The following is a 24,620-nucleotide window of genomic DNA, read 5'->3' on the forward strand; positions in this document are numbered from 1 at the left end:
TCAAGTTAGGCTGGAGTGGATTCTGTTTTAGGAATAATTGCCTTTCAAGCCCTTGCCGCAATTTTTCTCTGAAGGGAGAGATATATCCATTGACAGAAAACAGAAATAATAGGAATATAAGCGCCGATCAAATCAATAGTAAGCTGCTTGGTCATCAAAGGTCAGAGGTTAAAGACGAATGGGGCGATACGAAAGGCGACCAGATAACCCACGAGAAAAAGGCGATCCATATGGGACAGCAGAAAATGCCTTACGGGCTGTCACTGAGGAACTGCAAATTCTCCAACGGAATTTGCTTAAGTCGTTACAGGAAGATACCAAGCGGTTGCAAGCAGAAAAAGACCGCTTAACTGAAGACATTAGACAGCTGCAAGAGGAAAAGGAACATCTTCAACAGGCGTATCAAATTAATGAGCAGCAAACGTTGATTCGTCAGTTGTCACAAGTATTAGCTAATCATATATCTTTGCAGCTGCAATCTTCTTTGGAAACTTTAGCTACCCAAGCTATGGAACGTGTTTCCCAACCAGTGGGAAGTTCTGAACCAAGAGAAGCCACAAGTCACTCAACCAGTGAAGTAAATGAGTATGCGGAAAAACTCCTCGGTTCTTTGGATGACACCCTCACCATTACCTTTAACTCACTGCAACAGGAGTTGAAAAACTATCAAAGCGGTCTTTCTCAACAGTTATCCCGAATGATAGTCCAACAAAGGGAAGGCGAAGCAATTTTAATAGAGTTAGTGAATTGTCTCCGTAGAGAACTCAAAGAAACAACACAAAATTCACCATCTGCAATTGTACCAGTTCCCTCTGGTGAGATTGAACAAATTCTACAACAGCAACAGCTGACTTCTGAGGAAGTACCAACAAAGTTGCAAACAGATATTCCTCCAGAAACTACAGTTTTACCTAGGAAATTACCCCAGGAAGAAACCCCTGCTTGGAATTCTCTTTCCCAAAGTATAGCCTCGCCAAGCGAAACAACTCAGTCTCCTCCTGTGTTAGAAGAACCAACTCCCATCGCATCTCCAAGACGCGCCGTTTTAGAGCCAGAAACATCTCCTCCACCAGAGCCACAACTCACACCAAGGCAGAGGGGAATTTCTTCTTTACAAATCACAGGAATTATGCTGCTTGCATTCTCAACAGTCGCGTCAGCGCTGTACAACGTAGCTATTAAGGTGATTTTCCTCCCTGGCTCCCAAATTTTCGGTGTGTTTGATGCACAGCCCTTGATCTCACCTAATTTGGGTAATTCACTTTTCATTTTGACTCTCAGGATGTTGGTGGTTCTTCCGCTAATGTTGCTTTTGGCTCCCATGCTACATTCACGAGTATGGCAAGATCTGCAATACCTGGGTGACTCAGTTCGAGGGAACTCCAGTAATCCGACTACAAAACGAGTGTTGATACTGTCAATTGTTAGTGGATGCTTTTTGTTTCTCTCTCAGGTACTCATCTACCTTGCCATCGGTCAAATTCCGACTGGGATGGCGATCGCACTTTTCTTTGTCTATCCAATTATCAACGGACTGCTGTCATGGTTTTTGTTCCGCGATCGCCTAACTTTATTCAGTTCTTTTGCTATAGCTGTTATTGGCATGGGTGAATTGTTCGTTTTAGGAAGTTCTAACAGTAGTGTCATTGGCAATATTCGTATCGGCAGCATTGCAGCAATTGCTTCAGGAGGTGCTTTTGCTTTGTACCTCCTAGTCTCCCGCATGTGTGCAGCCAAACTGCATCCAGTGTCTCTTACCTTAATCAACTTCGCTACGATGTTGCTGTTGTCTGTCTTCGGTTTGATACTGCCTTTACCCACAAGCTGGAACTTGCAACTAAACCGTGCTTACTTGCTCGAACTTGTTTTATGTGCTTTCCTACTGGGTGTACTGACGCTTTTCAGCTATTTGTTCAATAATTTTGGAATTCGTAAAATTGGTGCCTCACGCTCAGCAATTATCGGTGCCACTATCCCCGCTCTAACGGTCATTTTTGCTGGGTTGATTCTTCAGGAAACCTTGCAACTTGAGCAAGTTTTGGGAGTTCTGCTGGTTAGCTTTGGAGCTGGAGCTCTCTGTTTTGAAAAAATCCGCAGGACTAAACCTTTTGATCAGTCTTCGCAGTGAACTAACCGCTTCTCGCCCCCGCCCCTAATCCCCAACGCCCTTCGGGTATGTCCTGAGCCCTATGGCTAACGCCACGGCTCCGTGCCGTTCGCGAAGCGTCTCCGAAGGAGATACGGACACGCTACGCGTTCGCCTCTGGCGTGCGCTTGCGCGAACGCAGTCGCCTACGGAGGGAGACCCTCCCGCAGCCGGTTGTCGTCACCGTCATTCGCGCTGTCTCACCAGTCGCCACAACGGGGGCGTGCGCTTTGCGCTTACGCTCCTTGGCGGTACGAAGGAAACCCTCAAAGCAACGCCCTTATTCACCGCACGGGGCTAGCTCCTCCGTAGGGCGTGCTGCAGGCATAGGACTTCTCGTGCTTAGTGGAGCTTGCGCGCTTCCGAGGAAACCGGAGCAACAGACAACTTCTGGCACATAAGTGTCCTCCGCAACCGAAGCATCTGTCGCATTCTTTTTGAAATCGGTATTACCCATAATGGCAGCAGGGGAAGCTTTACCGAGTAGTTGTTGAGCAGGGGAGAAAAAATAATAAATTTTACACCGGAAAGCCAGTAAACATTTAGTTAATAAACAGTTAGACCTGAAGATTGACTATCCAACAGCTATGAGTTCTAAACTCTGCCGCTAAATCCGGAAAATTTACAAAAAAGTTTTTCTTTTACACATTTCATTTGTATACTGTCAGCGATTCAATACTTACCATAAGGAAGGTTTCATTCAGAATTTTGTCTTCATAAGATTGAGGGGTGAAACCCCACACCCTCTTATTCCACTTATTAAGATATAAATTTGTGTTTTTTATTGTCACAATGCCTACAAGTGCCTAAATATCAAGCTTTTATTAGACAAATAAGTTGTTATTAGTGACTCTTTGTTGATTAATTTTCATAATTTTGAGTAATATTTATACCATAAAAAAGACATTTTTGTTTAACGAAAAATAATTATTTACAGTTAATAGTATAAATTAATTTGTAAATATAACTTTTTTTAACAAGACTCGTTGAATATTTTGTATCTTGTCTAACATTACTATCTCAGCCATATTGATAAAATTAACAAAAATTGTCGAAATAGGAAGGTAGTTTGAACCTTGGATTATCTTTTCAACGTAAGGTCAGCGATTTTCCCGAAAAAAAATTGCTTTTACTGCCAAAACATAACTATCAGTTTTGAGCAGTACAGCAATTTGCAAAGAGCCGCGCCACCACCTGTTGTGTCAATGTTATTACCAGGGCAGGTGAAACACCCAAACCTGCATTCTCTTGGCATCTATATTGAGGCAGGCTAAAACCGTAGGGAAGATATTGAATAAATGCGGTTCGGGAGTAACTCGCTCACAATTATCTTGCTCTACCCAGTGCTACCCCCAATTCGCAAGAACCCCACGAAAATGACCTTTCTTGTGAAAGAGACATCATCCATTAGCCGTACATACTAGCTAGTCGTTGAACTGAAACAATCCCTTCAAAGCAGGCATTCTCCTTGAAACCATGCCTTATTTGTTGGATCTGACTTTCCATTGTGTCGGTTCAAACCTCTAGAGGAAAGGTGCGCTTGCGAAATGGTTGGTAGTTTCTCCTGCGTATATGCTCTATATGATACCTGCGATTAGATGATAATAACTTTCACGGTTTTTTCTTAAGGGAACTCTACATATAGAGTGCAAGCTCGGATTTTTTGCTTAAAAACACGGATGAATTGCCAACTATGACTACCATCAACATTCATACTTAACGCATAATAGATAATCTGAGGTAAACACATTACCCTGATGTGGGTGTACACTACTAACTTTCCATTGACCGACAATTGTGTAAACGTGCTATTCAACTGTTTGTAATATGAGTAACGACGTAGATCTGATCAAACGTCTCGGCCCCAGTGCAATGGATCAGATCATGCTATATCTAGCTTTTAGCGCTATGCGCACAAGTGGGCATAGGCATGGGGCATTTTTAGATGCAGCAGCAACGGCTGCAAAGTGTGCAATTTACATGACCTATCTGGAACAGGGACAAAACCTGCGAATGACAGGACATTTGCACCACCTTGAGCCGAAACGAGTCAAAATCATTGTTGAGGAAGTTAGACAAGCGCTAACTGAGGGGAAATTGCTGAAGATGCTGGGTTCTCAGGAACCGGGTTATCTGATTCAGTTACCTTATGTATGGATGGAAAAACATCCTTGGCGACCAGGGCGATCGCGCGTTCCAGGAACAAATCTGACATCAGAAGAGAAAAGACAAATTGAGCAAAAACTGCCATCTAATCTACCAGATGCTCAGTTAATCACCTCTTTTGAATTTTTGGAGTTAATCGAATTCCTGCACAAGCGCTCTCAGGAAGATTTGCCTCCAGAACATCGTATGGAACTGAGTGAAGCATTGGCGGAACACATTAAGCGCCGTCTGCTCTACTCTGGAACGGTGACACGCATTGATTCACCTTGGGGAATGCCTTTCTATGCTCTGACTCGTCCTTTTTATGCTCCAGTTGATGAGCAAGAGCGGACTTACATCATGGTCGAAGATACTGCTCGGTATTTTCGGATGATGAGAGATTGGGCAGAACGCAGACCAAACACAATGCGTGTTTTGGAAGAACTGGATATCCCACCAGAGCGATTTGAGAAAGCGATGGAAGAATTAGATGAAATCATCCGTGCTTGGGCAGATAAATATCACCAAGACGGAGGAGTTCCCATGATTCTACAGATGGTGTTTGGCAAGAAAGAAGACTAAAAGCTTGTTAACAGTTAACAGTTAGCAGTATTAAAGTTGATTGATAGCTGATAACTGACTGATCACTGATAACTGATAACTGTTAGTAGAGCTTATTTGCGACTGGGATTTGCCGGGGTTTGAGATGGTTGAGATGGGATTGGATTAGACTCAAAAGTTGGTCTAAAATCCGTAGGTTGCCGATTTGACGGGATAAAAGAAGGCAAAAAGCCGCTAACTTTGTCGCTGGCGTCGATACAAGCCTCCATTGCTTGAGTCGGGGCAAAATCGATTTCAGCACGCAAACCCACTACACATTGAGCAAAGCGTACAGGTAACAAGCTACGACCACAATAATTTAAAACTTCTGGACCAACAGCTTCACGACTGTACCGACTGATACCAACAACACAACTCCCTAGCTGTTCAGGACGCCGTGCTTGGCGACAACTTGCTAGCGCCTCAGAAGCTGCAATTTGTGTTTGTCGTCCAATTCCGGTCACACAGGCAGACAAGTCCCCAGGACGTAGTGCTTCAGCACAAGCAATTGACGCTGCTTGTGCAGCTACACCCACACTCAAAAGTCGTCCAGCACATACACGAAAATCATTTCCGTATGTGGGGGTGACAGCCATCCCTGATGAAGTCATTGCAAACCATCCAGTCACAGCAAAGACTGGTGTGGCGAGTACCGCAGTGGCTCTAAAAATAACTGCTTTTAAGGCGTCTGCGCTTCTTTCAAGACGCTGTGCAGTGTGTCCAGCTATTTGCCCAAGCGTGTGGGTATTTTTGCTTTTTCTCTTGCCTAACATTATTTTCCGTTCTCCAAACACCCAAAGGTATGCTACCTCATGATAGAAGCCCACTTTGATGCTTGCAATACAGAGCAGCGAAGATGAGGAAGTGAGGGAGTGAGAAAGTGGGGAGTGAGAAAGTGGGGAGTGAGGAAGTCAAAGACAATTTCTGACCTTTCCTCCTTGGGTCCTCATCATTCAATGCCTTGATTTCACAACTTAAATAGGACTGCGATATAATTATTTGTCTGGGTAAAGTTAAGCAAGATTAAATTTAGGAAACTCATGTCCCGATACAGAGGACCACGTCTTAGGGTTATACGTCGCTTAGGCGATTTACCAGGATTAACTCGTAAAAGCGCTAGACGCGCCTATCCGCCAGGTCAGCATGGTCAGAACCGCAAAAAACGTTCTGAATATGCCATCCGGTTGGAAGAAAAGCAAAAACTCCGCTTTAACTACGGTGTGACAGAAACGCAATTGCTGCGCTACGTACGCAAAGCAAGACGCGTTACCGGTTCTACCGGACAAGTGCTGCTGCAATTGCTAGAAATGCGCTTGGATAATACTGTTTTCCGCATGGGTATGGCTCCCACTATTCCGGCGGCTCGCCAACTGGTGAATCACGGTCATGTTACAGTTAACGGTCGCGTTGTCAATATTGCCAGTTACCAATGCCGTCCCGGAGAAGAAATTGCCGTTAGAAACCGGGAAGCATCACGGAAGTTGGTGGAAGCTAACTTACAATACCCTGGTTTGGCAAACTTACCTAACCATCTGGAGTTTGACAAAAACAAGTTGCTTGGCAAAGTCAACAGCGTTATTGAACGCGAGTGGGTGGCGCTACAAATTAACGAACTGCTTGTGGTGGAATACTACTCACGTCAAGCTTAAGTCAACACTCAACAGTCCAAAGTCAACAGTCCAAAGTCAAGAGTTAAAACTCTATGAGTTTGGACTCGCGACTGGTGGACTAACCACCAATTTGTGACATGGTGCGAGTATAAACACCAGTCTCTGTACCTGAATAACGTTGCTTAAAGTTAATATCTGGCTTAATTGCCAACAAGTCCCTAACCTGCTCCCGCAATTTGGCAGTGCTGATACCTGTACGCAGAGCAGTTTTTAAGTCAATTTGATTAGTTTCATTTAATAAACAGGGACGTAACCAACCATCGGCAGAAAGGCGCATCCGGTTGCAGCGATCGCAAAAACACTCCGACATCTGACTGATAAATCCCAGTGTCCCTTTCGCTCCCGGAATCTGAAACACATCAGCGGGTCCATTACCACGAACTTGGGATTCTGTCAATCCCCAACGCTGGCGGATACGTTGGCGTAACTCTTCTGAAGGTATCCAACTGCGATCGCCAAACAACTGCGAATTACCAATTGGCATAAACTCAATAAATCGCACGTGCCATTGTTTATCAATCGTCAACGCCGCGAGATCCAGAACTTCGTCGTCGTTGACATCGGGAATGACGACCACATTTAACTTCAGCGGGTCAAATCCTACGCGATAAGCCGCGTGAATCCCCTGCCAAACTTGTTCCCAGCGTGGACGACCGCGATTATTAATAATTTGGTCAAAGGTGTCGGGATCAAGGGAATCTAGGCTAATATTGACTCGTCGCAAACCAGCATCGTACAGGTTTTGCGCCATTGGAGCGAGTAAAAAGCCGTTTGTTGTCATCGAGAGGTCTTGGGTTTGGGGGAGAGATGCTATTGCTTTCACCAACTCCACCACACGGGGACGCAGTAAAGGTTCTCCCCCAGTCAAACGAAATCGGGTAAATCCAACGGGGATAAAGACTTCTTCTATGAGGGTTAGCAGTTCCTTATCAGTCAACAACTGCTGCTTGAGGATATAGTCAAGTTCCGCTCCCTCTGGCATACAGTATTGACAACGGAAGTTACAGCGGTCTATTAAACTTATGCGGAGGTAATCTACCTGGTTCATGGTTTTATAGAATTATCTGAACGGCTATATACACAGAATAATATCTTTGTCAAGCAACACAAGCTTGCTTTACGAATTTTATTTATCTTATGGGGGTTCGGGGGCTATAAGACCGCGCGCGTAATCTTTGATTACGCGCGCGGATACATGGACCTCCGCGCTTGTCGATTCCCGGAGCCTGATCCTGAAAAAATGGGCAGGCTTAATAAGAATGAGTATTCGACTACGACGACAGATCAACAGACGTTCGCGTAGCGTCTCCTCCGGAGACAGCCTGCCCATTTTTTTGCGGCAAATTCGACCCCTCGATGGGGATGAGGCAAGCATTTACTGGGTGCGATTCTTTTAGTAAAAGCGCTATAATCATTGTATGTTAATCATGAACTATCGTTATCGAATTTATCCCGACGCCACTCAACAAACCGTTTTGTTTGAGTGGATGGAGATTTCTCGTAATGCTTATAACTATGCGTTACGAGAAATCAAGGATTGGTGCAATAGCCGGAAATGCATGATTGACCGATGCTCTTTAGAACAAGAATATATCTTACCAGCAGACTTGAAATTCCCAAGTGAAGTGCAACAGTTGAATGCGTTGCCACGTGCAAAGAAAGAATTCCCAAGGCTGGGCGAGGTACCTTCTCAGGTTTTACAGCAAGCTATCAAACAACTACACCGCGCTTGGGAATGTTTTACCGAGCGCGGTTTTGGCTTTCCGCGATTTAAAAAATATGGGCAGCTTAAATCTTTGCTGTTTCCGCAATTTAAAGAAAATCCTGTTACTGGAAAGCATTTAAAATTACCGAAAATCGGTTTGATTTTTATTAACCTGCACCGTCCGATTCCTGATGGATTTGATGTAAAGCAGGTCCGTATTTTTAAAAAGGCCGATAGGTGGTATGCATCTGTCTGCATTCAATGTAATGTTAGTGTTCCTGACTCAAAACCACATGGTCACCCTGTTGGTGTAGACGTAGGGTTAGAAAAGTTTTTAGCAACTAGCGATGGTGATCTCGTAAAGCCGCCTAGATTTTTTCAAACAATGCAAAGCAAGCTGAAATTGCTGCAACGCAGATTATCTAGAAAACAAAAGCGGTCGAAAAACTACGAGAAACAACGTCTAAAAGTTGCAAGAATGCATCACACAATAGACAATACTCGAAAAGATTTCCATTTCAAACAAGCTCATGCTCTTTGCGACACCGGAGATATGATCTTCATGGAAGATCTAGATTACTCTAAGATGGCAAAAGGAATGCTGGGCAAGCATATGCTTGATGCAGGATTTGGTCAATTCCGAACTATTACCAAGTATATATGTTGGAAACGAGGAAAATTTTTTGCACAGGTTGATTCTAGGGGAACTTCTCAAGAGTGTCCAGAGTGTGGTGCAGTTACAAAAAAAGACTTGAAAACTAGAGTACATCACTGTTTGGTTTGTGGATATACCACAGACAGGGATGTCGCTAGTGGTCAAGTCATCAGAAATCGAGGCATAGCCTCAATTAGTACGCCAGGGCTTGGCGGAACGAAAACTGCCTGCGCAGTCGATCTACCGGGGACGAAGATATCTTCGTCTAGGCAAGTGACGAAATCTCGCAAGAGAAAAACCAGGAATGCTAAGTTGTGAGACTTAGAAGCCCCCACCATAATCTTTGATTTGGTGAACCCAGTACTGAAGGAGGGTTTCCCTCACGCTTGTTCTGGTGTTAGCCGTCAGGCGTGCCGTAGGCATACCCGAAGGGTGGGGGAGGATGTCACATTCTTTTAAGGTAACGTGTACCAAATATATTTGCGAAATAGCAATCCTAATAACCTGAGCAGCATCTTCACTGGTGCGCCAGGGCGAGTCCGCCGCAATATGTCCTTTGGCAATTCCTGTCATGGTGATTGGGCGGCTGGCGGTGGATCGAACTGGCAAGGGTGAGTGCCGACACCGCCAGCAATGTTGCAGGAAGTATTAGCGTTGCCTAAAGGTTTCAAGTCATGACACTATCTTTAGCTACCCCCGATCGCGTTCCCAATCACCAATGACTTTTTGCAAATACCAATCCTCCGACATTCCAGGATAGTCATACTTCGCTTGATCAATCAATCTTTGGGCCATTTCCCAATATCCCCCAACTAGTCTCAACAAGCGTTGTCGTAGCAAGTTATACTTTGCTTTTTCGGAGTGAGAACTAGGGGAGTGAATTTTCTTTAGACTATCTAAGACTTGTTGGTAATTTCCCCAGTCTTCTTTTTCACAAAATATACTTGCTGCACGCTGATAATCTTCAACAGCACGTTCCATTTCTTCTAAGCAAGTGTAGGCAATGCCACGATTGTAGTAAGCTGTTGCATCATCAGGATTTATTTGCAGTGCTTGGGTATAGTCGTTAATTGCGCCAAGGTAATTCCCCATGACTCGATAGGCATTACCTCTAGCAATATACAGCATTGCATCTTGGGGTTGCATTTGGAGTGCAGAGTTGAAATCGGCGATCGCCCCTTGATGATCTCCTAAATAAGAACGCGCTTTTCCTCGGTTGCGGTAAACAATTGCATCATCAAAATTCAGTCGCAGCGCTTGGTTAAAGTCTGAGATAGCCTCCCGATAGTTACCCAACTTGCAACGCACCACCCCTCGACAGCAGTAGGCTTGTGCATCCTGTGGATCAACCCGCAAAGCCCAGTTTAAATCCTCCATTGCTTCGCGGGTGTCTCCTTTTTCTGCCTTTTCTAGTAACTGCGTGAAATATTCTTTTTCGGATTTGAGTGGTGCAATTATGGGACTTGGTTGTACAAAAGCAGGTTTTTCCTTTGGTTGAAGCTGTTTAATCTTTTCTAGACACAGGCGACAATTCTCTGCGTCCTTTTGTTGCAAATATAATTCTGCTGCTTTTTTAAAGTTGGCGATCGCATCTTGAATATACCCTTGTTTACGGTGCACGGTTCCCCGTAAATTATAAGCAGCCGCATAATTTACATTTAAACGAATAGCTTGATCTACATCCGCAAGCGCCCCTGGCAGATTTTTTAGCGCCATTCGTCCCAAGGCGCGACAGTAATAAGCCTCTACACTTTGGGGATTTAATTTCAGCGCTTCTGTGAAGTCAGAAACAGCATTCAACATTTCTCCTAAATCATAGTATGCTAGACCCCGTTGATAGTAAGCTTCAGCAAAGTAAGGTGTTAGCTGCAAAGCACGGGTAAATTCTTGAATGGCTTCAGCATAGTCTTTTTGCTTGGCTCTTTCCAATCCTTTATTGTAAAATTCGTCATTCATGGCGTTTCTTTGAACAATGAAGTCAGGATACAGGTTGAAAAGTGAAATACTTTAATCTTTACACTTCATACTTAAATCTTCCGTTGACTCATTTCAAATTGTTAATGAAAATCACAAAATGACTAACGACTACCTTTACCGCTACCCACCGTTGTATCCTGGTATCTTGCTGAAACGCTACAAGCGATTTTTTGCCGATGTTGAACTTGCTTCTGGGGAAATAGTAACAGCCCACTGCCCCAATACAGGACCAATGACAGGAGTTTCTACTCCTGGTAGTGCAGTGCAGCTGTCTTACAGTGATAACCCTAGCCGCAAACTTCCCTATACCTGGGAAATGATCCAAGTACATGACAATGAACCAACTTGGGTAGGTATAAATACGAATCTTCCCAATAGGATTATCAAATTAGCTTTAGAAACATACCTTTTTCCAGAATTGGGAAACTATAGCCAAATTCGTCCTGAAGTTTCTTATGGAGAAAATAAATCAAGTCGGGTAGATTTCTTGTTATCTCCACATACAAACCTCAACGTTCCATCTGGCGATTTGTTTTTAAAAAGTGATCATTTACTTTTAACCAAAAATGCTTGTCCTATATATCTTGAAATCAAAAATACAACTTTGGCGCAGGGGAAATTAGCACTTTTTCCAGACACAGAAACAACACGAGGACAAAAGCATTTGCGAGAACTGACAGCACTCTTACCTCAAAATCGTGCCGTCATGCTTTACTTTATAAATCGAAGTGATTGCACTGAATTTGCTCCTGGCGATAGTACTGACCCTGTGTATGGTAAATTATTCAGGCTTGGAATCGAGCTTGGTTTAGAAATTTTGCCTTGCCGTTTTGAAGTTAACCCAGAAGGTGTGCGTTATTTAGGTTTAGCAGAATGTCAGTTTTGAGCCTTCAGCAGCAGGGGAAGCTTGGCAACTAAATGATGCTGCTGCTTATTCTACTTCTGGTGAAGAACCTGCTGTAAAGCCTGCAATAATTCCTTAACTGTGTAAGGCTTCGGTAAAAATGATTTGACACCATTGCCCACTGTTGCTAGTTTAGTGGTGAACATCAGTCCGCTAGTTGCAAGAATTTTGACTTGTGGATTGATTTTTTGCAAAGTACGCATGACAGTGAAACCATCTAAAGCGGGTAGCATCATATCAATCAACACAGCACTAATTTCGTTCTTACGTTGAGCATATAGGGCGATCGCCTCAATACCATCGCTCGCAGTCAGAATTTTATAGTTGTATGCTTCTAACGAAGCTTTGGTAATTTCTTGAATCGACGGTTCATCATCCACAATCAGAATAACTTCTCCATGTCCTGCAAAAACTTCCACCATCACCAGTGGCGGTGTTTCTATTCCCTGCACTGCTGGTAAGTAAACCTTAAAAGACGTGCCAGATCCCACTTCACTGTACACATTCACAAATCCACCGTGACTTTTGACAATGCCAATAACAGTAGAAAGACCTAGTCCCGTACCTTTACCTTGTTCTTTGGTTGTGAAAAATGGCTCAAAAATTCTATCGATGATTTCATGATCAATGCCAACTCCAGTATCGGAAACAGTTATCAAGATATAGGGGCCAGTTTTGGCTTCCAAATGCATTTGAGCATAGCTTTCATCAATAAAAAAATTTTCAGCACAGATACTCAAAGTACCGCCATCAGGCATAGCATCACGGGCGTTGACGCAAAGGTTCATCAGCACCTGATGAAGTTGTGTCCCATCTCCAGAAACTAGCCACAGATCTTGCGGTACATCCGCATAAGCTTCGATAAATTTTGGGAACGTTTCTCTAATAATTTTTGTGACTTCCCTGATGAGGTGTTTGGGTTGTAAAGTTATGCGCTTCCCTTCTACACCTCGCGCGAATGACAAAACCTGCTTAACGAGTTCAGCTCCTCGTTTGGCACTGTTTTCTAGTATTTCTAGCAGGTGATTATCTTGCTCGTAGACATGGGGGAATTTTAGAGGTAATAATTGAGCCACTGCCAAAATTGGCGTCAGGATGTTGTTTAAGTCGTGGGCGATACCACTAGCCAAAGTACCAATACTTTCCAAGCGTTGGGCGCGGAACAATTGCGCTTCCAAAAGTTTTTTCTCAGTAATATTTGTGTCAACAGTCAGAATAGACTTGGGCTTTCCATTTTGATCACATACTAATGTCCACCGGGTTCCAATGAGAATTTCCTTGCCACTTTTGGTAACTTTAGTGACCTCGCCTTGCCACTGACCTTTACTAATAACAATTGAAAAAGCAGCTTCGACTTCTGAGGACTGTTCCTTGTACAGAACCTGACTGGCATTTTTACCAAATACCTCTTGAGCCTGCCATCCGTAAAGATTTTCTGCACCTTGATTCCAGAATATAATGCAGTTATCTAAATCTCGCACAAAAATCGCATCAGTAGTCACATCAAGCAAAGCCGCTTGTTGACGAATTTGCTCTTCAGCAAGTTTACGCTCACTAATGTCGATGCTAGCGCAGGTGATGCCTACAACTTCTTGCGACTCATTATGTAATGGTTCTACAGTTAAGTCATAATACTTCGTTCCTTGGGCGGTTGTGATAGATACTTCCTCTTTGGTTCCTATACCCGTGGTGAGTACACCACGTTTAATAATCGTCATATGTTCAGCATCTTCAGCACGGAGCAAATCTGAATCTTGTTTGCCTAACATCTCCTCAGGTGTGGAGGCAAAATTGGGGTTGTAAACCCAGGTGTAGCGTAAATCCTGATCCTGGTTAAAAACAACAATTGGCGAATTTTTTAAAGCTACCCGAAATCGCTCCTCACTGCGTCGCCGTGCTTCCTCCGTTCGCTGACGCTCAATAGCATACCGCATTGAGCGCACCAGTAAGTCACCATTAACTTGCCCCTTGACCAGATAATCTTGTGCTCCCTCTTGCATAGCTTTAATTGCCAAAGTTTCATCATCAAAACCTGTCAGCACAATAATGGGAATGGCTGGAACTTGATGATGGATTTTAATAAATGTTTCTAATCCTTGACTATCCGGAAGTAAAAGGTCTAGCAAAATAACATCAAAGCTTTCTTGCTCCAAAAAGCGCAGCGCTTCGTCCAATTGCTCCGCTTGCTTCAGGTGGAACTTTACAGAAGAGACATCTTGTAAAAACTCTTCTAAAAGAACGACATCACCAGGATTGTCTTCTACTAATAAAATTTTCATTTTTTTTAGTTATTAGTCATTTGTTATTAGTTATAACCTGACACTTTTCTCTCGTTCCTATGCTCAGCATGAGAACAAGAGAGCCTGAAGGTCAAGTCTCGACTTAAGTTGAACTGATGCACCCGTTGCATTCATGACTTACACCCTCCGGAGGGAGCCAGCGCTATCAAAAAAAGAATTCTTAATTTTGAATTTTGAATTTTGAATTTTGAATTTGAGCGAAGCGAGTGGGGTGAGGTCATCACTCCGGAGGTAGCTTGACAACAGTGAACCAAAAACTTTCTATTGAATGTACTATTTTGACAAACTGGTCGAAGTCAACAGGTTTTTTGATGTAGCAGTTAGCACAGAGATTATAGGCTCTTAAAACATCTTCTTCAGCCCCAGATGTCGTTAAAACAACTACAGGAATACGTTTAAGGATTTGATCTGCTTTGATTTCTGCCAGCACCTCCCTTCCATCTTTTCTAGGCAAGTTTAAATCAAGCAGGATGAGATCAGGAGTGGGTACCTGAGTATAGTTTTCCTGTTTGCGTAAGAATGCTATGGCTTCTACGCCATCCGCCGCAACACTCAAGTTCACGGAGATTTTGCTGTCTTCGAGAGCAATCTGGGTTAATTGCACATCGCCGGGGTTGTCTTCCACTAGCAAAATCTCAATAGGCATGATTGATTCAAAGCTCACAATTTGTTTCCTGCTGTATCAGGAATTGTAAAGAAGAAAGTTGTACCATGTTGCGGTTGTGACTCAACCCAGATATTTCCACCGTGGCGTTCTACAATTTTCTTACATATCGCTAGCCCAATGCCTGTACCAGGATACTTATTTCTAGTGTGTAAACGCTGAAAAATCACAAAAATGCGTTCAGTATATTGAGGTTCTATGCCAATTCCATTATCACGCACCGCAAACTGCCACTTTTGGTCTATGCGTTCAACCCCAATATGGATTTGAGGTGGCTGTTGGCTGCGGAACTTAATTGCATTGCTAATTAAGTTTTGAAACAACTGCGACAGTTGCGTAGCGTCCGCCATGACTTCGGGTAAAGTATCGTAGGTGAGGACTGCGTTACTTTCTTCAAGAGCAACTTTCAGATTTGCGAGAACGCAATTCACAACAAAACGACAATCAACTGGCTCAAAAGGCTGACTACGTGTGCTCACACGGGAATAACTCAACAAGTCATTGATCAGTGTCTGCATCCGAAGCGCACCGTCTACAGCGTAACCAATGAACTCATTCGCCCTAGCATCAAGATTATCTTTGTATCGTCGCTCTAAAAGTTGCAAGTAACTTGCTACCATTCGCAACGGTTCTTGCAAATCATGAGAAGCAACGTAGGCAAATTGTTCTAATTCAGCGTTGGAACGAGCCAGTTCCTGACGTTGGTGGGTTTCTTGTTCCAAAAGTTGTGCTTGAGAGAGTGCAATGCCTATTTGGTCTGCTAGCTGTTGCAACAACTCTATTTCCACATTATTCCATTCTCGGGGACACTCACATTGATGAGCAATCAGTAAACCCCAGAGGTTTTCCCTTTGAAGAATTGGGACAACGAGATTAGCTTTGACACCAAACTGCGAGAGAAATTCTTTGTAGCAAAGTTGGATGTTTGCTGTTTCAATGTCGGCTATCGCACTCACTCTCCCCTGACGAAACAATTCTTGAGAGTCTTGTTCAAAGCAGTGCTCAAGGATATTTTTTCCCAGCAAAACGGGAAAACCAGGCAGCACAGCCTCTTGCATCACAGTTGCTGAACCATCTCCCCACAACCGCAAGATCATAACTCTGTCTGTGTGTAGCAGTTTTTGAACTTCAATGACCGTGGTTTGTAGAATTGCCTCAATTTGTAAAGATTGACGAATTTTGAGGGTGATTTCGGCAAATAGTTGAGAACGCTTGGTTTGACGTTTCAATTCCTCTTCTGCTTGTCTGCGAGCAGTGATGTCAAGTGTGACACCAATCATGCGAGTGGGGCTACCATCAGCATCATAAATTCCAGCACCTCGTGCTAGTACCCAATGGATGCTATTATCAGACCAAATATTGCGGTACTCTGCCTCATAATCTTTGCGTTCCTCTAAAGCTTGTCTCACAGCCTCCTGCCTATGGGCGCGGTCTTCAGGATGAACGCGTTCGTGTAGCGTATCATAGGAAAGCTCAATTTCAGGCGGCAAACCAAAATTTGCCTTGCATTGTTTGGAGCAAGATAAGTCGCCCGTTTTCAAATCTAGCTCCCAAGAACCGAGTTTAGCAGTCTGCAATGCCAGCTTCAGATGTTGTTCGCGATCGCGTAAGGAAGCCTCAGTTCGCTTACGTTCAGTGATGTCCCGTGTCACTGCTAACAAGGCAATTATGTTTTTATCAGAATTACGCAGGGGAACAGCGTGGCTTTCCAGCCAGCGACGAGTACCTTTGAGTCCAATAATTTCAAACTCCTGTATCCCTGATTCGCCTTGAAAAACCTGTTCTGTCAGTGTTACAAACGCTTGACGATACTCAGGGGCAATCAGGGGATAAATGCAGCTTCCCTGCACTTGATTTATACAATCAGCTTCAATCATCGCCAATCCAGCCGGATTCATTTCCAATAACGTGCCATCTTTGGCTAACAATTTGACACACTCTGGTTCTGACTCAATGATTGTACGGAGAAGATTTTCACTATGCGCGAGTTTTTCCTTCGTGCGTTTAAGTTCCTCAGCAAAATGGGATACCTCAGCTAAATTACGCCTTAACTCCAATTCGCTAATCACCTGGCGACCTAGTGCCACAAGTGCTTCTACTTGTTTGTGACTGATTTCCCGTGGTACTTGGTCAATCAAGCAAAGAGTCCCCACCATATCTCCCTTTGGGGTTATTAAGGGGACACCAGCATAAAACCGCACGTAAGGATAAGATGTGACGACTGAATTTCTTGCTAACTTTTCATCCGTCCAAGTATCATAAACGACCACCACATCTCGTCGCTCTTGGCAAAGGTAAGATAATCCGACACTACGAGGCATTTCTGGCACATCCAAACCGATTTTTGCCTTAAACCATTGGCGGTTTTCATCAATAAAATTGACCAGGACTATAGGGGTGTCACAAATAAAGGCAGCTAACTGGGCAATATTGTCGTAGGTTTCTTCAGGTTCAGTGTCAAGAATTTGATATTGGCGGAGGGCTTCAAGTCTTGCTGCTTCGTTATGAGTCATCATAACCATAAATATGTATTAATTTTTTGAAACACTTAATACTTTGAGTTTTCTATCACTCAAAAAAGTTGCTTATTTCGATAAGTGTGTTGTTCTTTCTTCTATTTTATACTACTTTTGATAGATGTTATGTGTCAAATACACGGGTTATATTGAAAAATTGCAGCAATTACTAGTAGGTTGATCTCGTCTGTATCTCCTCCACCAAACGCTCGTACCCCGCTTCGGGGGCGCTTTGCCCATACAGTGTAGCCGTGCCGCAGGCTCAGGAGGATCGCTTTGATTTGTGCATGGGATTACCTCCGCTTTCTCAAGTGCAAATCTTGAAATTAATAGTATTATATGCTACTAGTTTTGTTCGGACTTAAAATTTCCTTAGTTGTTGCTATTGCATTTTCCGCATCATTCACAAAATAAACATTTTTTGACGCTAGTTTCTGGAAGAAGTTTTTACTTTCTTCATCTACACTCAACAAAATCACTTTCTTATTGCCTTTTAAAGCTAGAGAAATTTCTGAAGCAGTACCCGCACCCATTCCACAAGCAATTACCACATCACTAGAAAGAACATTGATATTGTTGCGAGCATTTCCCATGTCAGTAAAAATGGCAATATCAATTGCTTCAGAAACGCCTTGGCTATCATGACAAGGAAGAATACCAATAGTTAAACCATCCACAGATTTTGCTCCCCGACTTGCTGCATCCATGACTCCAACATTTCTACCGCCAGTCAGCAAAACCCATCCTTCTGTTGCAATGAGTTTTCCAAGTTCATAGGCGTTTTGCATATCAACTGCTGTAGCTTTTTCTCCAGGTCCCATCACTCCAATAATAATTTTTCTCATCGTTGTTGATTGACAAGAACACAGTACGCAAAAATCAGAATAAAATTTCCATGTCAACTCGGCTTCTTCTAGAAACCGAGTTAATGAAGAATACTACAAACTGCCAACAATCATCCCAGCAAGTACGATAAAACCAATCCACACGTTTTGCCGGAACATTTCACCATAAGCAGAGTTAGGTAAGTCTTGCTGTCCCAGACGTGTGTACTGCCAAACCCAACCTACAGTAGCAATAGCAAGACTGATCCAAAAAGTAGGGCGCAGATACATAACTAAACCTAGCCAACTCAGTAGAAAGACAGTGCTAGCAAAGAAAATGCCAATTGCAATAGGCGCGAAATCACCAAAAAACAAAGCGCTAGAATTCACACCAATTCGACGGTCATCTTCCCTATCGCTCATAGCGTAAACAGTATCAAATCCTAATGTCCACATAACAGTAGCACCCCAGAGAAGCCAAGTGGAAAGTGAAAGGTTATGCGTCACCGCACTCCAGCTAATCAAAACACCAAAACCCCAAGCGATAGAAAGAACCAGTTGCGGAACAGGAAACACCCGCTTTGCGCCGGGATAAAGCAAAATGACTGGAACTGCTGCTACACACAACCAAAATGAGAGTACGTTAAGATAGAAGGCGAGAACTGCCGCACATGCCATCGCGACTATGGCAACTATGACGCCAACTTTCACAGTCAGCGCACGGGAAGCAAGGGGGCGATCGCGAGTTCTTTCCACTTGTGGATCTATATCTCTATCCCATAAATCATTGACGACACATCCAGCAGCACTTGTGGCGAGAGTACCCAGGATGATAACTCCAACAAGTGGTAAAGGTGGTTTTCCAGCAGCTGCCAAAAAGACAGCCCATAAAGCGGGAATCATTAAAATTAAGCGTCCTTCTGGTTTGTGCCATCGCAAAAGCCGGATAATCACAAGCCATATGGGTTCGCTGTTCTGTTCTGGCGTAGTTAGCATAGGTAGTAAAAGATGACTAAAGATAGATTGGTTCACACATATTTACATCTATAGAATATCTTTATCTGATATTTATAAAATCACAACCACAAGTGGCAACTTTGGATACAATCAATAAGTCACTTCAGTGGTGAGTAACAGGGTACATTTCCTGATTCAAGCAGGGTCACAAAATGTTATACCTGAAAGCAATTTTGTTTGACAAAATACATCGTCTCGCCGATACGTCGAGATTGCCAGCTTTTACCATCCTTAATATAGAGAGAAACGATAGATGGTGAATTTAGTTTCAGCTAACTGGGAGAGTGTTCCGACTCAAACAGATCAGCAAGATCGAATTATTGCTGCTATTGACTTAGGGACCAATTCACTACACATGGTAGTTGTGCAAATTGAACCTACACTGCCCTCTTTTAGCATTATCGCGAGAGAAAAAGAAACTGTCAGACTGGGCGATCGCGATCTTGAGACGGGGAATTTGAAACCAGAAGTCATTCAAAGGGCGATCGCCACCTTGGGACGCTTCCAAAAGATAGCAAAAACTCTCAACGTCGAAACAATCATTGCTGTAGCAACCAGCGCCGTACGAGAAGCACCCAATGGCAAAGATTTTTTGCAAAGAATCGAAGACGAGTTGGGTTTAAGCGTTGACCTAATTTCCGGTCAAGAAGAAGCGCGACGGATCTACTTAGGTGTGCTGTCAGGGATGGAATTTAACAACCACCCCCACATCATCATAGATATCGGCGGCGGTTCCACAGAATTAATTTTAGGCGACTCTCACGAAGCACGAACCCTCACCAGTACAAAAGTCGGCGCAGTTAGACTCACAACTGAGTTAATCACCACTGACCCCATTAGCAACATTGAATTAAAGTACTTACACGCTTATGCGCGCGGGATGTTAGAACGTGCTGTAGAAGAAGTGCAGGCGAATCTAAAGGATGAAGAATCCCCCCGTTTAGTAGGAACTTCTGGCACAATTGAAACTCTGGTGATTATTCATGCACGGGAAAAGGTAGACTCTGTTCCTTCTACGCTCAATGGTTACGAAATGAGCTTAAAAGATTTGCAGGAGTGGGTCAATCGCCTACGAAAAATGAGTAACTCAGAACGAGCTGCGATTCCTGGTATGCCAGAAAAACGGTCTGAAGTTATACTTGCAGGCGCAGTCATTTTACAGGAAGCAATGAACCTTTTCGGGCTAGAGTCACTCACAGTATGCGAACGTTCTCTCAGGGAGGGTGTCATTGTAGACTGGATGCTTACTCACGGTTATATTGAAGACCGCCTACGCTACCAAACTTCAGTACGCCAGCGGAGTGTGCTCACAATTGCTAACAAGTTCCACGTTAATTTAGAACATAGTGATAGAGTTGCAGTCTTTGCCTTGAGCATATTTGACCAAACAAAAGGAACACTCCACTACTGGGGAGCAGAAGAACGCCAACTTCTTTGGGCTGCGGCGATTTTGCATAATTGCGGTCATTATATCAGCCATTCTTCTCACCACAAGCACTCTTACTATCTCATTCGCAATAGTGAATTACTAGGCTATAACGAAACAGAGATAGAAATCATTGCTAATTTAGCGCGTTATCATCGCAAATCTTCTCCTAAGAAAAAGCACGAAAGCTACCGCAATATTGCAAGCAAAAATCATCGACAAATTGTCAATAAATTGAGTGCTATTTTAAGATTGGCAGTTGCTTTGGATAGGCGGCAAATTGGAGCAATTGTGAAAGTGCAATGTGAATATCTAACTGAACAACAAGAATTCCATCTCAAAATTTATCCGTCCCGTGCTGATGATGACTGTGCTTTAGAACTATGGAGTTTGGATTATAACAAGGGTGTATTTGAATCGGAGTTTGAAGTGAAATTAGTAGCAAATTTAGAGCTTAATATCGCTGCATTTAGTTAGATAAAGAAAGTGTTGGATAAATTAGGTGCATTACATTAGTGTAACGCACCTTCAAATAGGTTTGATTTACTACTCAAAAATTTTCGGTTTGTCGCTTGTGTCCTTAAGTTCTATTTACGAACTGCAAGAGCGTGGAAGTCAGCAATATTCTTACCACCGACAATGTTATCGAATCTATACAGATGAGCAGGTTTAGCACTCTTACCTCCGTTTTCAACTTCCACGACACCTAGCCCTGGGAAAATACCCACACTGTTGAAAAATACTGGGTCGTTTGCTGAGATCGGATTAGGTCCACGCTGTGTGAAAAAGGCAACTTGTTCGGAGGCTGATGTTTCTATTAAGTCTGGTGTAGGATCAGGACCTAAGGCATCACTTACTAGATCGACAAGATTAACTGCGCGAGCTTTGTTTGAACCTTCAACGTTTGGATCAAAGGGTTTAGGATTGATCTCGTGTATTGTGATGGAATTGGATGCACGATTAACTTGCCAAAGGTATTTTCCACCAACTAGTGTCACACCATGAACATCATTGCCGGATTGAGGAACTTTGAAGAAATCTGGACGCTTCGAGGGATTTTCTAGGAGAGACTTGTTGTTATACAGATAGAGAAAGTCAGCTATTTGGGGATCAGCATTGCCTGCGTTGGTCACAAAGTTGTCGCCAATCTCATAGGCAATCAATCCATTGAAGGTGGCTTCATCTTTACTGTAAATGTGTGCGATTGTCAGTGTTTCTGCATTTACGATCGCCACGCCACCATCAGCAAAAGTCACATAAACAAACTTACCTGTATCATCAACGACAGCTACAACTGGTCGGGCAGTGGCACCACTGGTAGGTACTCCTAAGGCTGTCTTTGTCTGTGGAGTATTGAAGTCCAATGTTTGAACATCACCAAAAATTTTACCTCCGGGTGCCTCATAATTTGTGGCAATCTTATGAATCCGCTGACCTGGAGTATCGGCAACATATACAAATTTGTTGTCTTTTGAGAGGTAAACAGCGTGAGAGTTGGAGTTTGGTAATCCTGGTGGAAGAATTGAATCCACAACTTCACGCTTGTTGGCGTCAATTGCGTAGACGTGAGCCGTAGTCGCATGTCCTACAATCGCGTGTGTACCGCCTTGGTTGAAAGTAATCCAGTGGGGTTTTTGACCTGGCGCAAGATTGTTCTTCTTAGCGCTGGCTGCCAAGTTAAATTGCTCAACCTTTGCATTACCTCTTAAAAAGTCTCGGTCGTTACCTGAAAAAACAAAGAGATTTCCTCCCAAAACAGTACCATCAAGGGAATCTGCTTGGTCAATAGCCCAAACCTCATAACCTGGATTTCTTGGTCGTGTTGCTGAAGCTACAGTGGACGATTCCCCGTGTATTGGGAGGGAAACTTGGGTGAATATGGTCCAAGCAATTCCAATGAAAAACAAGCATGGAATGAAGAATTTTTTCACTTTTAACCTTCCTTATTTGAGTACATGAAAGAGTCTCGTGTAACTCCTGATCACTGATTTGATGTGGTTAGATAGGATTGGGTAACAAGCGATCGCTTGTCTTTTGTTACGTTAAAAACCCTCAGTTTTGGGAGTGATAACAAAGATTTGACTAGAACAACACTGCCAGATCATTAATCACAAACCGTATAGAAAATCTCTTTGTCTGGTGAATAAAAGAACGTTGATTAAGATTGAACACAATCAGTAAAGCTATGTTCTATATGCTACGCGTTTTACGTCATAACACATATGGTCAACATTCCGTTATTGATAACATCACGCAATCTTTTGTATTAAGAATGACTTAATATTATGAATACAAAAGTTACTCCATTGAGAAATGGAGGTAGAGATTTGTATCAAAAGCGCAACATCAACCGCCAATACGGACTTGGTTAACACCCTTTCAAAACCAAGAAGCAAGCTGGGGTCTTCTTAACGAAAACCCTTATAACTGTATAAAAGTTGCAATTATGACAGACTGTCAAAGTCTACAATAAATACGGTTAAATAATCAAGTAATAGTATTATAAAGATTGCATTAATTTTACATGTATTTCGCTACGTAAACTTAAAAACTAAAGCTAACAAATCTTGACCACCTAGTAACGCAAATAAATTAACCTGCATCTGTTAGTCAGGAGTCAGGAGAAGAAACAGGACTAGTTTTCAGGACTTACGCAAAAATAACGTAGTTGCACCCGTTGCGACGTAAGTCGTAACTACAGTCAAGTTCATTCGTAACTCGTGCGTAAGTCCTAGTTTTATTCAGAATTCTTCAGGGTTGGTGAATGCGCCGCTACATTATGGTTTCCCCTAACCCTGCATGGCAAGCACCACTCAGCCTGCTGTGAATTCAGCTACAACTAAGTATTTGTTCCTTCACAAATCGAAAGAATTCGGTAAAATTAGTTAAAGTGATTTTTGCATTTGTAAAACCAAGGCATCAGCAATCTCATGCAATTGAAAATCAGTGCATCCCGACTACCCATCCCACCACTACTGTTGTTGATCGCCCCCTTTTTCTTATGGGGTACAGCAATGGTGGCGATGAAAGGAGTGATACCCCACACAACACCGTTATTTATGGCGGGAGTGCGTTTGATACCGGCTGGGGTACTTATTCTGATAGCAGCAGCATTGATGGGTAGACCTTTGCCCAAGGGTTGGGTAGCGTGGTTGTGGATTGCTTTATTTGCCTTGGTGGATGGAACGCTGTTTCAAGGCTTTTTAGCAGAGGGATTGCTCAGAACAAGTGCTGGATTGGGATCTGTGATGATTGACTCTCAGCCCTTGGCTGTGGCATTGCTATCTTTGTGGTTATTCCAAGAACATATCGGTTTTTGGGGATGGTTGGGACTAGGAATAGGAGTCACAGGCATTAGTTTAATTGGCTTGCCGGATCAGTGGATTCTCCATTTTCTCAACTCAGGCACGATTGTAGAGACATTGTCTACAGCATCAATACAACAATTGTTTGCCAGTGGCGAGTGGTTGATGCTTCTAGCAGCGCTGAGTATGGCAGTGGGAACAGTATTGATCCGGTTCGTTTGTCGCCATGCTGATCCTGTGATGGCTACAGGATGGCATATGATTTTGGGTGGCTTGCCATTGTGGGGAATTTCATCAACTGTAGAATCTGGGCAGTTGCAGAACATTGTCCCGTCTGACTGGTTTGCACTCTTGTACGCGACGGTGTTTGGTAGTGCGATCGCCTACGCATTATTTTTCTACTTTGCCTCTAGCGGCAATCTCACCAGTCTCAGTTCCCTCACCTTCCTCACACCCATATTCGCATTGTTATTTGGTAATTTGTTACTTCAAGAAGTTCTCAGTCCGTTGCAGTGGGTAGGAGTCAGCCTGACTTTAGTTAGCATCTATCTCATCAACCAGCGCGAAACTCTATCAGGGTTAAGCAAGAAAGTTGCTACAAGTGAAAAAACTATGACACAGCAACAACAAGTTTTAGAAGCGTCTGCAAAGACGATAAACAAAGTTACCTTACCTGTGAGAAAATCTGAATCAGAGATGTTGCCTTAAATAAGGTGAGACCAGCGCTGCGGGAGGGTTTCCCTCCGCAGGCGACTGGCGAACCCGG

At 43.3% G+C, this 24,620-nt stretch carries 17 protein-coding genes; 7 read left to right on the forward strand and 10 right to left on the reverse strand.

The features are described 5' to 3' along the window. Positions 1-178: 178 nt before the first annotated feature. Entirely contained in the window at positions 179-2,128 is a 1,950-nt protein-coding gene (locus DP116_RS04825) for a DMT family transporter (protein ID WP_169154091.1), read from the forward strand. A 1,845-nt stretch (positions 2,129-3,973) separates the two neighbouring features. Then, the gene (hetR, locus tag DP116_RS04830) at positions 3,974-4,873 is read left to right on the forward strand and encodes a heterocyst differentiation master regulator HetR (RefSeq protein WP_048866876.1); all 900 of its coding nucleotides are present in this window, start codon (positions 3,974-3,976) and stop codon (positions 4,871-4,873) included. A 92-nt stretch (positions 4,874-4,965) separates the two neighbouring features. Here the strand turns inward: hetR and DP116_RS04835 are convergent, their stop codons facing one another. Then, positions 4,966-5,664, reverse strand: a complete 699-nt coding sequence (locus DP116_RS04835) for a hypothetical protein (protein ID WP_169154092.1) — start codon at positions 5,662-5,664, stop codon at positions 4,966-4,968. A 267-nt stretch (positions 5,665-5,931) separates the two neighbouring features. Between DP116_RS04835 and rpsD the strand changes: the two genes are divergently transcribed. After that, the gene (gene rpsD / locus DP116_RS04840; RefSeq protein ID WP_169154093.1) at positions 5,932-6,540 is read left to right on the forward strand and encodes a 30S ribosomal protein S4; all 609 of its coding nucleotides are present in this window, start codon (positions 5,932-5,934) and stop codon (positions 6,538-6,540) included. 79 nt (positions 6,541-6,619) lie between these two features. On the opposite strand, the gene moaA is transcribed toward rpsD, so the two are convergent. Then, entirely contained in the window at positions 6,620-7,609 is a 990-nt protein-coding gene (moaA, locus tag DP116_RS04845; RefSeq protein ID WP_169154094.1) for a GTP 3',8-cyclase MoaA, read from the reverse strand. Positions 7,610-7,988: 379 nt separating this feature from the next. Between moaA and DP116_RS04850 the strand changes: the two genes are divergently transcribed. Continuing rightward, positions 7,989-9,239: an RNA-guided endonuclease InsQ/TnpB family protein gene (locus tag DP116_RS04850; RefSeq protein WP_246275487.1), complete on the forward strand. Its 1,251-nt coding sequence runs from the start codon at positions 7,989-7,991 to the stop codon at positions 9,237-9,239. Positions 9,240-9,242: 3 nt separating this feature from the next. Here the strand turns inward: DP116_RS04850 and DP116_RS04855 are convergent, their stop codons facing one another. Further along, positions 9,243-9,530: a hypothetical protein gene (locus tag DP116_RS04855; RefSeq protein WP_169154096.1), complete on the reverse strand. Its 288-nt coding sequence runs from the start codon at positions 9,528-9,530 to the stop codon at positions 9,243-9,245. An 81-nt stretch (positions 9,531-9,611) separates the two neighbouring features. After that, positions 9,612-10,877, reverse strand: coding sequence for a tetratricopeptide repeat protein (locus DP116_RS04860; protein ID WP_169154097.1), 1,266 nt, complete (start codon positions 10,875-10,877; stop codon positions 9,612-9,614). 118 nt (positions 10,878-10,995) lie between these two features. Here DP116_RS04860 and sfsA point away from each other — a divergent pair, with 118 nt between their 5' ends. Beyond that, positions 10,996-11,784 carry a DNA/RNA nuclease SfsA gene (gene sfsA / locus DP116_RS04865; RefSeq protein ID WP_169154098.1) on the forward strand — a complete coding sequence of 263 codons (789 nt, stop codon included), beginning with the start codon at positions 10,996-10,998 and terminating at the stop codon, positions 11,782-11,784. Positions 11,785-11,834: 50 nt separating this feature from the next. On the opposite strand, the gene DP116_RS04870 is transcribed toward sfsA, so the two are convergent. The 5 genes from DP116_RS04870 to DP116_RS04890 all read right to left on the reverse strand — a co-directional run bounded on the left by DP116_RS04870 (position 11,835) and on the right by DP116_RS04890 (position 19,102). Further along, on the reverse strand, positions 11,835-14,081 hold the full coding sequence (locus DP116_RS04870) for a response regulator (RefSeq protein WP_169154099.1): 2,247 nt from the start codon (positions 14,079-14,081) through the stop codon (positions 11,835-11,837). A gap of 241 nt (positions 14,082-14,322) precedes the next feature. Further along, positions 14,323-14,748, reverse strand: coding sequence for a response regulator (locus DP116_RS04875; RefSeq protein ID WP_169154108.1), 426 nt, complete (start codon positions 14,746-14,748; stop codon positions 14,323-14,325). A gap of 14 nt (positions 14,749-14,762) precedes the next feature. Continuing rightward, positions 14,763-17,288, reverse strand: coding sequence for a GAF domain-containing protein (locus DP116_RS04880; RefSeq protein ID WP_169154100.1), 2,526 nt, complete (start codon positions 17,286-17,288; stop codon positions 14,763-14,765). Positions 17,289-17,617: 329 nt separating this feature from the next. Beyond that, a complete protein-coding gene (locus DP116_RS04885) occupies positions 17,618-18,127 on the reverse strand; it encodes a TIGR00725 family protein (RefSeq protein WP_169154101.1) in 510 nt (169 codons plus the stop codon). 93 nt (positions 18,128-18,220) lie between these two features. Then, positions 18,221-19,102, reverse strand: a complete 882-nt coding sequence (locus DP116_RS04890; protein ID WP_169154109.1) for a 4-hydroxybenzoate solanesyltransferase — start codon at positions 19,100-19,102, stop codon at positions 18,221-18,223. A 274-nt stretch (positions 19,103-19,376) separates the two neighbouring features. Between DP116_RS04890 and DP116_RS04895 the strand changes: the two genes are divergently transcribed. Then, complete coding sequence (locus tag DP116_RS04895) at positions 19,377-21,026, forward strand: Ppx/GppA phosphatase family protein (RefSeq protein ID WP_169154102.1); 1,650 nt, start codon at positions 19,377-19,379, stop codon at positions 21,024-21,026. A 110-nt stretch (positions 21,027-21,136) separates the two neighbouring features. Here DP116_RS04895 and DP116_RS04900 read toward each other — a convergent pair whose 3' ends face one another. After that, entirely contained in the window at positions 21,137-22,480 is a 1,344-nt protein-coding gene (locus DP116_RS04900) for a YncE family protein (RefSeq protein WP_169154103.1), read from the reverse strand. A gap of 999 nt (positions 22,481-23,479) precedes the next feature. Between DP116_RS04900 and DP116_RS04905 the strand changes: the two genes are divergently transcribed. Beyond that, positions 23,480-24,562 (forward strand): DMT family transporter, encoded by a 1,083-nt coding sequence (locus DP116_RS04905; protein ID WP_169154104.1) that lies wholly within the window; start codon positions 23,480-23,482, stop codon positions 24,560-24,562. Positions 24,563-24,620 lie beyond the last annotated feature (58 nt).

The sequence above is a fragment of the Brasilonema bromeliae SPC951 genome (genome assembly GCF_012912135.1).
Taxonomy (GTDB): Bacteria; Cyanobacteriota; Cyanobacteriia; order Cyanobacteriales; family Nostocaceae; genus Brasilonema; species Brasilonema bromeliae.